This is a genomic window from Sphingomonas kyeonggiensis, from assembly GCF_014196745.1.
GTDB lineage: Bacteria > Pseudomonadota > Alphaproteobacteria > Sphingomonadales > Sphingomonadaceae > Sphingomonas > Sphingomonas kyeonggiensis.
The window spans coordinates 568,969-582,054 of the sequence record NZ_JACIEH010000001.1; the positions used below are offsets into that span (position 1 = coordinate 568,969).

The following is a 13,086-nucleotide window of genomic DNA, read 5'->3' on the forward strand; positions in this document are numbered from 1 at the left end:
GCCGCATCACTCCTCTTAACGAGCGTCGCGCCGCCATTTCCCTATCTGTGCCCCATCAGTTTGGAGGGAGTGCAAAAGTGTTCGGAGACAATGAAGCGACACGCCGCCAGTTCGTGGTCGGCGCCGCCATCGCGGGAGCGGTGAGCGCGATCCCGTCGCAGGTGTTCGCCCAGGCGGGCAGCGACGCGGTCCGCCCGTTCAAGGCCGCGATCCCCGAGGCGGACGTCCGCGCGATGAAGCGCCGGATCCTCGAGACGCGCTGGGCCGATGCCCAACCGGTCGCCGATGACAGCCAGGGCGTGCGCCGCCAGGAGCTCGAGCCGCTGATGCGCTACTGGGCCCAGGGCTATGACTGGCGCAAGTTCGAGGCGCGGCTGAACGCGCTGCCGATGTTCCTCACCGAGATCGACGGGCTCGACGTGCATTTCATCCATGTCCGCTCGCGCCACGACAAGGCGATGCCGCTGATCCTGACGCATGGCTGGCCGGGCTCGATCATCGAGTTCCTCGGCGTGATCGACCTGCTGACCAACCCGACCGCGCATGGCGGCAAGGCGGAGGACGCGTTCCACGTCGTGGTCCCCTCGATTCCCGGCTTCGGCTTCTCGGCCCGCCCGACAATGCCCGGCTGGGGCTCGGACCATATCGGCCGCGCCTGGAGCGTGCTGATGCGGCGCCTGGGCTATGACCGCTTCGTCAGCCAGGGCGGCGATTGCGGCTCGGTGATCTCGCAGCGCATGGCGCTCCAGCACGTGCCGGGGCTGATCGGCATCCATCTGACCATGCCCGCGGTCGTCCCCGCCGAGATCGCGCACATCCTCGCCGCCGGCGATCCGGCGCCGGCGAGCCTGTCGGAGAAGGAGCGCTTCGCCTTCGACCAGCTCGTCGCCTTCTACCGCGACAATTCGGCCTATGCGGCGATGATGAACACCCGGCCGCAGACGATCGGCTATTCGCTGGTCGACTCGCCGGTCGGCATGGCCGCCTGGATGTACGAGAAGATCGGCCAGTGGACCTATCCCGCCGGCGATCCCCAGGGCGTGCTGGGCCGCGACGCGATCCTCGACGACATGTCGCTCTACTGGCTGACCCAGACCGGCGCCTCTGCCGCGCGCATCTATTGGGAAGACCACACCAACAACTTCAACGCCCGCGGCGTGATCGACCTGCCCGTGGCGGTGAGCGTGTTCCCCGGCGAGATCTTCCGCGCGCCGAAGAGCTGGGCCGAGCGCTGCTACACCAACCTCACTTACTTCCACGAAGCCAGCAACGGCGGCCATTTCGCGGCCTGGGAACAGCCCCGGATCTTCGCCGAGGAAGTCCGCGCCGCCTTCCGCTCGCTGCGCTGAAACACCCGATCCCAAGGAGAACATCCATGTCCGACAAGACCCTGTACACCGCCAATGTCCATGTGACCGGTGGCCGCGAAGGCGCCGCCCGCAGCTCGGACGGACGCCTCGACATCCAACTCGCCGTGCCCGGCAGCGCCGGCGCGGGCACCAATCCGGAACAGCTCTTCGCCGCCGGCTGGTCCGCCTGCTTCGAGGGCGCGATGGGCATCGCCGCCAAGGCCAAGGGCATCACCCTGCCGGCCGACCTCGCGATCGATGCGGAGGTCGACCTGCGCCACGGCGACGACGGCTATTCGCTCGCCGCCCGCCTCAACGTCAGCGTCCCCGGCGTGGAGCCGGAGATCGCCCGCCAGCTGATCGAGGCCGCGCACCGCACCTGCCCCTATTCGAAGGCGATCAAGGGCAATATCGATGCCGTCGTCGCGCTCGTCTGAGCGCGGCGCTGTTGGGAGAATCATCATGAAGAAGCTCATCGCCGGCGGGCTCCTGCTCGCCGCCACCGCGCTGGCGCCCGCCGCGCAGGCCCAGACCAGGGCCGCGCCGGTCAAGCCCACGGTCGTCCTGGTCCACGGCGCCTTTGCCGACTCGTCGAGCTGGAACGGCGTGATCAAGATCCTCGAGCGTGACGGCTATACCGTGATCGCCGCAGCCAACCCGCTGCGCAGCGTGCGCGGCGACGCCGACTCGGTTGCCGACCTGCTCAAGAGCATCGATGGCCCGGTCGTGCTCGTCGGCCACAGCTATGGCGGCTCGGTGATCAGCGAGGCGGCCGAGGGTGCCGCGAACGTCAAGGCGCTCGTCTATGTCGCCGCCTTCGCGCCGGAAGCGGGCGAGAGCGCGCTGGCCCTCACCGGCAAGTTCCCGGGCAGCACCCTGCCGCCGACGCTCGCCCCGCCGGTCAAGCTCAGCGGCGGCGGCAACGACCTCTACATCCTCCAGGCGAAGTTCCACGACCAGTTCGCGGCGGACGTGCCCCTGGCCGATGCGAAGCTGATGGCCGCCGGCCAGCGCCCGATCGCCGATACGGCGCTGGGCGAGGCGAGCACCGCGCCGGCGTGGAAGCACATCCCGTCCTGGTTCATCTATGGCGACGCGGACAAGAACATCCCGCCCGCCGCCCAGGCGTTCATGGCCGATCGCGCCAGGTCGCGCGCCACGGTGGTGGTGAAGGGCGCCTCGCACGTGGTGATGGTCTCGCACGCGCCGGCGGTGGCCAGCCAGATCGAAAAGGCGGCGACCGCGCAATGAGTTGAGGCGCCGGCGGTCCCCAGCGCCCCCTGCGCCGGCGCCCCATGCCCACGGTCGGCTACCAGCGTCGCCGGCCGTGGGCACCTTCGTATCCGGGCGAGATGCATCCGCGATCGCACACGGCCGCTGTCCCTTCCGCGTCCATTCGGGCATGGCGCGTCGCTCTGGAAGAAAGGGATGCGGATGACTTCACCAAAGCCATGGGACGGCGCGCAGGTCCGGAAATGGCTCGAGCGCCGGTTCGAGGTCTCGCGGCTCGACCAGGCGGCGGCGGACCGGCGCGGCTATGAGGCCCAGGACGATTACGACAAGGCCGCTGCCGAGGAATGGGTCTGCCGCGCGCTGCAATCTGCGGACTGCACCGACGATCAGGCCGCCTTGGCCAAGCGCATCAAGGAACTGATCGCCCAGGACGAATATCGGGCGACCGGCATCTATGACGATACCAAGTTCGAGCGGCACGTTCGCGCGCACCTCCGCAAGATCGCCAAGATGACCAAGGCGAACGAGGGGTTCGAGAAGATGCTGCGCTATCAGTGAGGGCGGGGCCGGCCCTATCTTCGCCAGGACCCCTCGGGCAGTTCTTCGTCGCGCTTCGCCGCATCCAGTGAGGAGCGGAGCCCGGCCTGGTCGAGCGGGATGCAATAGGCCGGCTTGGCGCGCTCGAACCGCCAGCTGTCGGCGAGCGGTCCGGCATCGACGGTATCATAGCCAAAATCGGCCTGCAGCGCTGCCACCCGGGACCTGGCGGCGGCGTCATCGCCGGCGATCGGCAGCGCGCGCCGGTTCCCGCCCGGAAGCGTGACCGGATCGAGTAGGTCCTTCGCGAGGATGGCGTTGAACGCCTTGACGATGGTCGCGCGGGGGAAGTGGGCGGCGACCATCTCGCTGGTCGTCGTACGGCGCTGGTCGAGGGCGTCGATCCTGCCGTCCCGGTCGGGATAATAGTTGTTGGTGTCAATGACGATGCGGCCGTCGAGCAGCGCCGGGGAGAGCGCGAATACAGCGGTGAGCGGCACGGTGAGCACCACGACGTCGCTGGCCGCGGGCACGTCCACCGCATATGCCACATCGCAGCCGATCGCCTGCGCCAAGGCGCCGAGCGTTTCGGGGCCACGCGAGTTGCTGAGTATGGCCTGGTGTCCGTTCGCCACGGCCAGTCGCGCAATTGCCTGGCCGATATTGCCTGCGCCGATGATCCCGATCTTCAACCACTCTCTCCGGATGCTGGGTTTGGACCTGGGCAAATAGGCAGCGCCGGCTGATCCACAATTCCGGAGGCGAAATAGAATTGATCGGCGCCCGGGCCCGCGAACCCGGGCGCCGGCAAACCTCATTCCGAATAGTTGGTGAAGACCAGGTCCGCCTGCTTGTCGATCGCGTCCAGCTTGATGTGGCAGGCATAGCAGGACTGGATCAGCGGCACGCTCGGGTCGGCCACGCCCTTCTCGAACTGGGCATAGCCCCAGCCGCCGGTCTTGGCGAAGCGCTTCGAGTCCTTCTCGCTCACCTGCACATTGGTCGGCGCGCCCGCCACGAAGGACTGGGGGGCGGGGAACACGCTGTCGTTGCGCGGCGACGATTCATACTGCCACGCCACGCGGACGATGATCGCGCCGTCGGGGAAGGGGCGGATGTTCTGGCGATAGGCCTTCATCGCGATGTCGTTGCCCAGGATGGCGCGGATGTCGTTGTTCTTGCCGGCCTCGTGCGCGACGCTGATCACCTGCCAGTCGCGATAGCCTTTGGGCAGCTCCACGCCATAGATCGGCGAGCGCTGCACCTCCTGCTTCGGCCAGGTGGCCGCGACCCCGAAGACCAGGGTCGCGATCGCCAGGCCGGCGGCGGAAAGACGCTTGATCTCCATCGCCCTCACCCCGCCATCTTGGCGACGTCGAGCACTGCCTTGGCGAAGGCGGCCGGCGCTTCCTGCGGCAGGTTGTGGCCGATGCCGCCGCTGATCAGCCGGAACTCATAGGGGCCGGTGAACTTGCTGCGATACTGTTCGGGCGCGGGGTGCGGCGCGCCATTGGCGTCGCCTTCCATCGTGATCGTCGGCACGGTGATCGGCGGAGTGGTCGCCAGCTTCGCCTCGATCGAATCATACTTTGCCTCGCCCTGGGCAAGGCCCAGGCGCCAGCGGTAATTGTGGATCACCAGTGCGACATGGTCCGGGTTGGTGAAGGAGGCGGCGGTGCGCGCGAAGGTCGCGTCGTCGAACTGCCACTTGGGCGAGGCGAGCTGCCAGATCAGCTTGTTGAACGCATCGGTGTTCTTGGCATAGCCGGCCTCGCCGCGCGCGGTGGCGAAGTAGAACTGATACCACCATTGCAGCTCGGCCGCCGGCGGCAGCGGCGCGGCATTGGCGGCCTGGCTGCCGATCAGATAGCCGCTGACCGAGACGAGCGCGATGCAGCGCTCGGGCCAGAGCAGCGCCATGATGTCGGCGGTGCGGCCGCCCCAGTCGAACCCGGCGACGATCGCCTTCTTGATGCCCAGCGCGTCCATCAGCGCGATGCCGTCCAGCGCGACCGCGGCCTGCTGCGCGTTGCGGAAGGTGTCGGCCGAGCGGAAGACGGTGCTGCCATAGCCACGCAGATAGGGGATGATCACGCGGTAGCCGCGCGCGACCAGCAGCGGCGCGACCTCGACAAAGGCGTGGATGTCATAAGGCCAGCCATGGAAGAGCAGCACCACCGGGCCGGTCGCCGGGCCCATCTCGACATAGCCGATGCTGAGCGGGCCGGCATCGACCTGCTTGACCGGGCCGAAGCCGGCAGGGGCGGGCGCGGCACCGCGCGAGGCGCCGGCGGCCTGGGCAGTGGCGGCGCCGCCGAGCAGGGCGGCGATGGCGGCGGCGCCATGGACGAAGCCGCGGCGATCGGTGACGGTTTCGGGCATCAGGTTCGACATGATCGGTCCTTTCGGGGCAGCGTGGGTACGATTCCGAGATAGTCCGGACCGGCGGCGACCGCTCGTTAATCGCTATGATCTGCTGTGAGGGGCGGTTCGCGACGATCGGGAACTAACAGCGCCTAACTGGCGGGTAGCCGGGCCCGCGCGCCATATGCGCGGAGATACCCTGGAAGGCTGGAAGACCCGATGCTCCGATTCAGTCCGGCGACGGAATGGCATGTCCGCGATGCCGAGAATGCCTGGAACCTGCGCAACCTGGATGGGCTGCTGCTCAGCCACACGATCGATTGCCAGTGGCGCAACCGGGTGACCTTCCTGTGGGGGCGCGAGCAGATCCGCGGGTTCCTCGATCGCCAGTTCCGCCGCGAGCTCGATCTGCGGGTCCTGCTCGAGCCCTGGTCGGAAGGCGATGGCCGGCTGAGCATCCGTCACGCCGCCGAGTTTCACACCGACAGCGGCACCTGGTTCCGCGTCTATGGCAGCGAGGAGATCGAGCTGGACCATGCCGGCCTGATCCGGCGCAGGCTCACCGCCGCGAACGAGCATCCCATCCAGGAACGCGAACGCGCCCTGCGCTGGCCGGAGGGACCAAGGCCGGCGGACCATCCGAGCCTGACGGAATTGGGGTTCTAGGACTTCTCCCTCTCCCCGCAAGCGGAGAGAGGGAGAGAGGCTACGCCGCCACCAGCTCCATCCCCCGCGTCTCGCGCAGCAGCAGCGCGGCCACCAGCACCAGCACATAGGCCACCGACACATAGATCCCGATCGAATGCGCGATCCCATGGGTCGCGATGCTGCCCCCAACCGCGAACGGCGCCAGCCCGGCCACGCCGCGCCCGACATTGTAGCAGAAGCCCAGCCCCGAACCGCGCAGCCGGGTGGGGTAAAGCTCGTTCAGCACTGGGCCGATCGCGCTGTAGAGGCCCATGGCGAACAGCCCCAGCGGGGCGCCGAGCGCGAGCAGCGCGTCGTCGGACAGCGGCAGTTCGGTGGCGAGCAGGACCGTGACGATCCCGCCCGCCGCGAACAAGGCGAGCGTGCCCCGGCGGCCGATCCGGTCGCTGAGCGCGGCGCCGATCGCATAGCCCGCCAGCGATCCCCCGACGAGCATCGCCATGTGCGTCGCCGCCTGCGCCGTGGTCATGCCGCGCTCGAGCTTCAGCATGGTCGGCCACCAGGTCGCCAATGCCCAATAGCCGCCATGCGTGCCGATCGCGAGCAGCGAACCGCGCAGGGTGTTTCCGCGCAGCGGTCGTGCAAAGATCCGGTGCCAGTCCTGTGCGCGGGGACCGGAACCCGCCGGGCAAGCCGCGAGGAAGGTGGGGGATTCCTCCAGACGCCTGCGGACGAGGAAGATGGCACCGGCCGCCGGCAGGCTCAGGAAGAAGGCCGCGCGCCAGCCGGGCTCGGCGGGCAGCAGCGCGGTGGCGAAGGTGGCGCTCAGGGCAGCAAGCCCCCAGCCGACCGCCCAGGCGCTCTGTGCGGTGCCGACCAGCCGGCCGCGCGTCGCCGCCGCGGCGATCTCGCCCATGAACACGGCGCCGACCGCCCATTCGGCGCCGAAGCCCACGCCCTGGACGATCCGCGCGACGAGCAGTTGCTCGTAGCTCTGCGCCAGGCCGCAGGCCATGGTCGAGAGCGCCATCCACAGGATCGTCGCCTTGAGCACGCGGACCCGGCCCAGCCGGTCGGAGAGCATGCCCGCCAGCCAGCCACCGGCGGCGGAGGCGACCAGGGTCACCGTCGCCAGCAGCCCGCCGGCCGAGGGCGAGAGCTGCCACAGCGTCAGCAGCACGGGCAATATGAACGAGTAGAGCTGGATGTTCATCGCATCCATGCTGAACGCCGCATAGGTGGAGGCGAACGCCCGCCGGCCGTTCGGATCGAGGTCGCGATACCAGCGCGGTGCCATCATCGGTGTACGAACGTTCCGGTGTCCATTTCTTCCTGAACCACATCTTGAACGATCGTTCCAGTACATTATCTCCCCTGCATGGCACGACCCCGCGAATTCGACATCGATACCGCCGTCCAGGCTGCCGTGGAGGTTTTCCGCGCGCATGGCTTCGAAGGCGCGTCGGCGCAGATGCTCGTCGATGCGATGGGGATCGGGCGGCAGAGCCTCTACGACACGTTCGGTGACAAATGGGGGGTCTATCTCGCTGCGGTGAAACGCTATTCGCAGGACGAGGTGCGCACCCACGCCGAGCTGCTGACCAGCCGCGACCGGGCGATCGAGGGCATCCGCGCGATGTTCGATCGGGTGGTGGCGGAGGCGGACCGGGCCTGTCTGGGCGTCAGCTCCACGGTGGAGTTCGGCTGCGGCCGGCCGGACCTGGTCAAGCTGCGCGAGGAGTCCGGCGCCACGCTCGTCCGCGCGGTCAAGGCGGCGCTCGCGCTTGCCCGGGAGCAGGGCGATATCGCCGCGGATCTCGACATGGACAGCCTGGCCGCCTTCCTGATCGCCACCATCGCCAGCATCCGCCTCGCCGCGCGCGGCGGGGCGGGCCCGGCGCAGCTCTCCGCCCTGGTGGATCTTGCGATGCGCGCCCTGCGCTGATTTTTTTTGACCAATTCTGGAACGATCATTCAATTAGGAGTAAAGTGCATGAAGACCATTGCCATGACCGCGGTTGGCGGCTCGGAAGTTATTGAGATACTTGAGTTTCATGAGCCCGTGCCGGGTCCGGGGGAGGTGCTGGTCGAGATCGCCGCCGCCGGTGTGAACTTCATGGACATCGGCGTACGCAACGGCATGGCCTGGCACGAGATGCCCTTGCCCCGCGCCCTGGGTGTCGAGGGGGCAGGCAGGGTGCTGGCGCTGGGCGAGGGCGTGGCCGATCTGGCGGTCGGCCAGCGGGTCGCCTGGGTCTATGCGCCGGGCAGCTATGCCGAGCGCCTCGCCATCCCGGCGGCCGCGCTGGTGCCGATCCCCGGCGATATCGACGATCGCACCGCCGCCTCGCTGATGATGCAGGGCCTTACCGCCAGCCATTTCGCCACCGACTTCTACCCCGTCCAGCCGGGCGACGTCGCGCTGGTCCACGCGGCGGCGGGCGGGTTGGGGCAGCTGCTCACCCAGATCGTCAAGCTGCGCGGCGGCACGGTGATCGGCCGGGTCTCCAGCGAGGCCAAGGTCGCGGCGGCCAAGGCGGCGGGCGCGGACCATGTCATCGTCGATGCCGAGGGTGATTTCGCTGCCGAGGTGCTGCGGCTCACCGGGGGCGAGGGCGTGCACGTCGTCTATGACGGCTCGGGACCGGCGACCTTCGAGGGGTCGCTGGCCTCGCTGCGCCGCTCGGGCACCTTCTGCTGGTTCGGCCCGGTGCTGGGCGGGCCCGGCCGGATCGACATCATGAGCCTGCCGCGCAGCATCAAGCTGGGCTATGCGGTGTTCTTCGACCATATCCACACGCCCGAACTGCTGCGGGCACGCACCGCCCGGCTGTTCGACTGGGTGCGCGAGGGCAAGCTGCGGATCGCCCCCGCGACCGACTATGCGCTGGCCGATGCGGCCGAGGCGCATGCGGCGATGGAGAGTCGGGCGACCACCGGCAAATTGCTGCTCATTCCCTGAGCTTCGGCTCTTTGCAAAATGCCGGCGGCGGTCCATGATATGCGACGGACCGCCGCCGGCGAGCGACCGTTGCTGCGTATCGAATCTTCGCTTTTGTGCGACGTCTCCTAATATGAACCCGCGACGCGGGGATTGGGTCGATGAACAAGCAGCACGACTATTATCAGGCCCGTGCCGCGCGCCAGCGCGAGATGGCCGAGCAACTGAGCGGTTCCGCCCGCGAGCAGTATCTGACGCTTGCCGCCATGTACGAGGCGCTCGCCACCGAGCCGAAAAAGCCGGAGGAGTCGCCGCGCGAGGCGAAGGTACAGGTGCCGGAGCTCCAGCCCGAGCCCGAGGAAGACGAGACCGCCTATCTGCAGCGCCGTGCTCGGGAGGAGCGGGCGCGCGCGTCGAACAGCGACGATCCGGCCGTGCGGCGCATCCGCTTCGAGATGGCGGACGAATATCTCCGCCGCGCGGAGGCGGCGAAGGTCGCATAGAGCGTTGCATCGGGGCGGGCTGTCCCCATCTTGCCGGGAACACCGACAAAGGATTCCCGATGCCCCGTCCCCTCAAGATCGATTTCGTCTCCGACGTCTCCTGCCCCTGGTGCATCATCGGGCTCAAGGGCCTGGAAGAGGCGCTGGCCCGGACCGAGGGCGTGGTCGACGCGAAGATCCATTTCCAGCCCTTCGAGCTCAATCCGAACATGGTTCCCGAGGGCGAGAATATCGGCGAGCACATCGCGAAGAAGTACGGCTCGACGCCCGAGCAGTCGGCGGCGAACCGCCAGATGATCCGCGACCGCGCGGCGGCGCTGGGCTTCACGATGAACAGCTCGGCCGAAAGCCGGATCTACAACACCTTCGACGCGCACCGGCTGCTCCATTGGGCCGAGGTCGAGGGCAAGCAGGCGGCGCTCAAGCACGCGCTGTTCGAGACCTATTTCACCGAGCAGAAGGACCCGTCGAACCAGGACGTGCTGGTCGCGGCGGCGGAGAAGGCCGGACTCGACGGCGCGGCCGCGCGCGAGGTGCTGGCCTCGGGCCGCTACACGGAAGAGGTCCGCGCGGCCGAGCAGCTGTGGCAGAGCCGCGGGATCCGCTCGGTGCCGGCGATCGTGATCGAGGACAAATGGCTGATCTCCGGCGGCCAGCCGCCCGAGGCCTTCGAGAATGCCCTCCGCCAGATCGCGGCGGAGGTGGCGTAACTCTCCCTCTCCCCGAAGCGGAGAGAGGGAGTTAACCCACTCCGAACGTCCAACCCTCGGTGCGCGCCAGTTCCGGCGTCAGGCCTTTGGGCGCCCACAGCTCCGCCCGGTGCGCCACCGCGCGGAGCCAGGCGGCGCTGAGCATCGCGTCGGTGGCGTGGTCGTCGTGCCGGCTGAGGGGAGCGGCGGGCTCGGAGCCCAGCGCCGCGAGCATTGCATCGAGCGTCGCCGCGTCGCGGATCTTGGAGATGCCCTTGCGCATGCCCGCGGCACGGGCGGCCAGCGCGGTATAGATCTCGACCAGCACCGGGCCGCTCTCCGGCAGCGGATCGAACGGCCAGATCGGCAGCTTGCCCCGCAGCCGGTGCAGCACGCGCATGCCGGTGAGGCTCGACTTGCCGACCTGGCTCGCGCCGACCAGGTTGAAGCAGCTGTACGGCGACAGGCGCATCGCCGCCTGGCCATGCTCGCACACCCGGAAGCGGCCGCGGCCGGGCGGGAACAGGTCGCCGCAATCGCCCATCTGGCGGAAATGGCGGCGGGCATCCGGATGCTGCACGAAGCTGGTCGCGGCGAGGTGCGGATCGTCGGCGGAGAGTGCATCCACCAGCTTCCACAGCGCGGGGCCGTCGGGTGGGGAAAGGTCCCACCCGGGGAAGTATGCGCCCTGATCAACGAGCGGGAAGGCGGGGGACAGGTCGAGCCCGATCAGCGCGCGGGTCCCCTTGTCCGCCAGCGCGGCCAGCCAATCTTCGATGCCCTGGCGCGACCAGTTGCGCTCGACCAGCACAGGCGCAGCGGTGCCCGCCGTGGCGCGCGCGACGGCCAGCCCTCTGGGGCGCTCGACCGCCTGGCCGGACCAGTCGATCGCGATGAAATCGGTGAAGTTCAGGGGCGTTCCGCCATTCCCGCGGCGATGCGCTGGGGCTTCTTGGCGCGGTCCCACCAGGCACGCTGGATGTAGAGTTCGATCCGCTCGCGGCTGTCGGTGCCGTAGCGGACCAGCAGCATCGGATAATTGGCATAGTGGTCGGTCTGCCAGAAGGTGTCCGGATCGGTCTCGAACAGGATCTCCTTCTCGGGGTGGGTGACCATCAGCCCGAAGCTGCCCTGCTCGCGGCCGGGGGACATCAGGCCCTTGCCGTTGATCTTGGGACAGGGCGTGCCCCACCAGCTCTCCATCACCACATCGGGCAGGGTGCGGGCAAAGGCCGTGGCATCGTCCCAGTTCTTCACGCGTCAGTCCTCCCCAAGACCAAAGCCTTCGCTCCACGCGTCCCGGTCTAGCTCAGATCGATCGATCAGGAAGCCGTCCGGATGGTCACGAAAGCCGGGAAAGGCGAGTTTCCGGGCAATCGCCGCCTGCGCCTCGGCATGGCTGCTATAGACGCCCACCAGCTTGTCGTCGGTCTCGTCATTGCCGAGTTCTCGCGAGTGCCAGAGCAGGAACACCTCGCTCATTCGCCGTCACTCCGCCGCCGCTCCCGCATCTCGTTCCACCAGGCCAGCCGCTCGGCGATGCGCTTCTCGTGGCCGCGGTCGGTGGGGGTGTAGAAAGTCTGGGGCGCCATTTCCTCGGGCCAGTAATTGTCGCCCGAGAAGCCGCCCTCGGCATCATGGTCATAGGTATAGCCTGCGCCATAGCCGATCTGCTTCATCAGCTTGGTGGGGGCGTTGAGGATGTTCTGCGGCGGCATCAGCGAGCCGGTTTCCTTCGCGCTCCGCCACGCAGCCTTCTGCGCCATGTACGCCGCGTTCGATTTGGGCGCGGTGGCGACGTAGAGACAGGCCTGGGCGATCGCCAGCTCGCCCTCGGGCGAACCGAGGAACTCATAGGTGTCCTTGGCCGCGAGACATTGCACCAGCGCGTTCGGGTCGGCGAGGCCGATGTCCTCCACCGCCATGCGCACCAGCCGGCGCAGCACGTAGAGCGGCTCCTCGCCGGCGGTCAGCATGCGCGCGAGATAATAGAGTGCCGCCTGGGGATCGCTGCCGCGCACCGATTTGTGGAGCGCGGAGATCAGATTGTAATGCCCCTCGCGATCCTTGTCGTAGACCGCGACGCGGCGCTGGAGGAAGTCGCCGAGCGCGGCGGGATCGAGCGGCTTCTCGAACTGCACCGAGAACAAGGTCTCGGCCTGGTTGAGCAGGAAGCGGCCATCGCCGTCCGCGCTCGCCACCAGCGCGTCGCGCGCATCGGGGGTGAGGGGCAGGGGCCGCTCCTCGGCGGCCTCGGCGCGGTCGAGCAGCCGGGTCAGCGCTGCAGGATCGAGCCGGTGGAGGATCAGCACCTGGGCGCGGCTGAGCACCGCGGCGTTGAGCTCGAACGAGGGGTTCTCGGTGGTGGCGCCGACCAGGGTAACGGTGCCGTCCTCGACATAGGGTAGGAAGCCGTCCTGCTGGGCACGATTGAAGCGGTGGATCTCGTCCACGAACAACAGCGTCTTGCGGCCCAGCCGGGCATATTCCTTCGCCTCGGCGAACACCTTCTTGAGGTCGGCGACGCCCGAGAACACCGCGCTGATCGCGACGAAGCGCAGCCCGACGGCATCGGCGAGCAGCCGGGCGATCGTCGTCTTGCCGGTGCCGGGCGGGCCCCAGAGGATGATCGAGCTGAGCTTGCCCGCTGCGACCATGCGGCCGATCGCGCCCTCGGGGCCGGTGAGATGCTCCTGTCCCACGACATCGGCGAGCTGCTGCGGGCGCAGGCGATCGGCAAGCGGGCCATTGAGCGGCGCGGCTTCGGGGCGGAAACTCGGTTCCTGGGCGGCGAAAAGGTCGGCCATTCCGCCAAGATAGGC

General features: G+C 68.4%; 17 protein-coding genes. 9 read left to right on the forward strand and 8 right to left on the reverse strand.

Annotation, left to right across the window (positions count from 1 at the left end; genetic code table 11):
- The first annotated feature begins 77 nt into the window (after positions 1–77).
- The 4 genes from GGR46_RS02745 to GGR46_RS02760 all read left to right on the forward strand — a co-directional run bounded on the left by GGR46_RS02745 (position 78) and on the right by GGR46_RS02760 (position 3,140).
- On the forward strand, positions 78–1,349 hold the full coding sequence (locus GGR46_RS02745; protein ID WP_183994342.1) for an alpha/beta fold hydrolase: 1,272 nt from the start codon (positions 78–80) through the stop codon (positions 1,347–1,349).
- Positions 1,350–1,375: 26 nt separating this feature from the next.
- Positions 1,376–1,786, forward strand: a complete 411-nt coding sequence (locus GGR46_RS02750) for an organic hydroperoxide resistance protein (RefSeq protein ID WP_183994344.1) — start codon at positions 1,376–1,378, stop codon at positions 1,784–1,786.
- Between the two features lie 25 nt (positions 1,787–1,811).
- The gene (locus tag GGR46_RS02755) at positions 1,812–2,600 is read left to right on the forward strand and encodes an alpha/beta fold hydrolase (protein ID WP_183994346.1); all 789 of its coding nucleotides are present in this window, start codon (positions 1,812–1,814) and stop codon (positions 2,598–2,600) included.
- A 183-nt stretch (positions 2,601–2,783) separates the two neighbouring features.
- Positions 2,784–3,140 carry a hypothetical protein gene (locus tag GGR46_RS02760; protein WP_183994348.1) on the forward strand — a complete coding sequence of 119 codons (357 nt, stop codon included), beginning with the start codon at positions 2,784–2,786 and terminating at the stop codon, positions 3,138–3,140.
- Between the two features lie 14 nt (positions 3,141–3,154).
- Here the strand turns inward: GGR46_RS02760 and GGR46_RS02765 are convergent, their stop codons facing one another.
- From GGR46_RS02765 to GGR46_RS02775, 3 genes are all read right to left on the reverse strand, one after another.
- A complete protein-coding gene (locus GGR46_RS02765; RefSeq protein WP_183994350.1) occupies positions 3,155–3,811 on the reverse strand; it encodes an NADPH-dependent F420 reductase in 657 nt (218 codons plus the stop codon).
- A gap of 122 nt (positions 3,812–3,933) precedes the next feature.
- Positions 3,934–4,467 carry a cytochrome P460 family protein gene (locus GGR46_RS02770; protein WP_183994352.1) on the reverse strand — a complete coding sequence of 178 codons (534 nt, stop codon included), beginning with the start codon at positions 4,465–4,467 and terminating at the stop codon, positions 3,934–3,936.
- 5 nt (positions 4,468–4,472) lie between these two features.
- A complete protein-coding gene (locus tag GGR46_RS02775) occupies positions 4,473–5,513 on the reverse strand; it encodes an alpha/beta fold hydrolase (protein ID WP_425506509.1) in 1,041 nt (346 codons plus the stop codon).
- A 189-nt stretch (positions 5,514–5,702) separates the two neighbouring features.
- Here GGR46_RS02775 and GGR46_RS02780 point away from each other — a divergent pair, with 189 nt between their 5' ends.
- Positions 5,703–6,149, forward strand: a complete 447-nt coding sequence (locus GGR46_RS02780) for a DUF1348 family protein (RefSeq protein ID WP_183994354.1) — start codon at positions 5,703–5,705, stop codon at positions 6,147–6,149.
- 40 nt (positions 6,150–6,189) lie between these two features.
- Here GGR46_RS02780 and GGR46_RS02785 read toward each other — a convergent pair whose 3' ends face one another.
- On the reverse strand, positions 6,190–7,428 hold the full coding sequence (locus GGR46_RS02785; RefSeq protein ID WP_221262536.1) for an MFS transporter: 1,239 nt from the start codon (positions 7,426–7,428) through the stop codon (positions 6,190–6,192).
- 81 nt (positions 7,429–7,509) lie between these two features.
- On the opposite strand from GGR46_RS02785, the gene GGR46_RS02790 reads away from it, so the two are divergent.
- From GGR46_RS02790 to GGR46_RS02805, 4 genes are all read left to right on the forward strand, one after another.
- On the forward strand, positions 7,510–8,076 hold the full coding sequence (locus GGR46_RS02790) for a TetR/AcrR family transcriptional regulator (protein WP_183994358.1): 567 nt from the start codon (positions 7,510–7,512) through the stop codon (positions 8,074–8,076).
- A gap of 48 nt (positions 8,077–8,124) precedes the next feature.
- Positions 8,125–9,093 (forward strand): quinone oxidoreductase family protein, encoded by a 969-nt coding sequence (locus GGR46_RS02795; RefSeq protein WP_183994359.1) that lies wholly within the window; start codon positions 8,125–8,127, stop codon positions 9,091–9,093.
- 140 nt (positions 9,094–9,233) lie between these two features.
- Entirely contained in the window at positions 9,234–9,575 is a 342-nt protein-coding gene (locus GGR46_RS02800) for a hypothetical protein (RefSeq protein WP_183994361.1), read from the forward strand.
- Between the two features lie 59 nt (positions 9,576–9,634).
- Positions 9,635–10,285, forward strand: a complete 651-nt coding sequence (locus GGR46_RS02805; RefSeq protein ID WP_183994363.1) for a DsbA family oxidoreductase — start codon at positions 9,635–9,637, stop codon at positions 10,283–10,285.
- Positions 10,286–10,316: 31 nt separating this feature from the next.
- On the opposite strand, the gene GGR46_RS02810 is transcribed toward GGR46_RS02805, so the two are convergent.
- Genes GGR46_RS02810 through GGR46_RS02825 form a run of 4 tightly spaced genes read right to left on the reverse strand, consistent with a single transcriptional unit; the run spans position 10,317 to position 13,071 of the window.
- Positions 10,317–11,231 carry a hypothetical protein gene (locus tag GGR46_RS02810; protein WP_343057964.1) on the reverse strand — a complete coding sequence of 305 codons (915 nt, stop codon included), beginning with the start codon at positions 11,229–11,231 and terminating at the stop codon, positions 10,317–10,319.
- On the reverse strand, positions 11,174–11,521 hold the full coding sequence (locus GGR46_RS02815) for a hypothetical protein (protein ID WP_183994366.1): 348 nt from the start codon (positions 11,519–11,521) through the stop codon (positions 11,174–11,176). The genes GGR46_RS02810 and GGR46_RS02815 overlap by 58 nt, the downstream gene beginning before the upstream one ends.
- A 3-nt stretch (positions 11,522–11,524) precedes the next feature.
- Positions 11,525–11,746: a DUF7336 domain-containing protein gene (locus GGR46_RS02820; protein WP_183994368.1), complete on the reverse strand. Its 222-nt coding sequence runs from the start codon at positions 11,744–11,746 to the stop codon at positions 11,525–11,527.
- Positions 11,743–13,071, reverse strand: a complete 1,329-nt coding sequence (locus GGR46_RS02825; RefSeq protein ID WP_183994370.1) for a replication-associated recombination protein A — start codon at positions 13,069–13,071, stop codon at positions 11,743–11,745. Before GGR46_RS02825 ends, GGR46_RS02820 begins: the two co-directional genes overlap by 4 nt.
- Positions 13,072–13,086: the final 15 nt, after the last annotated feature.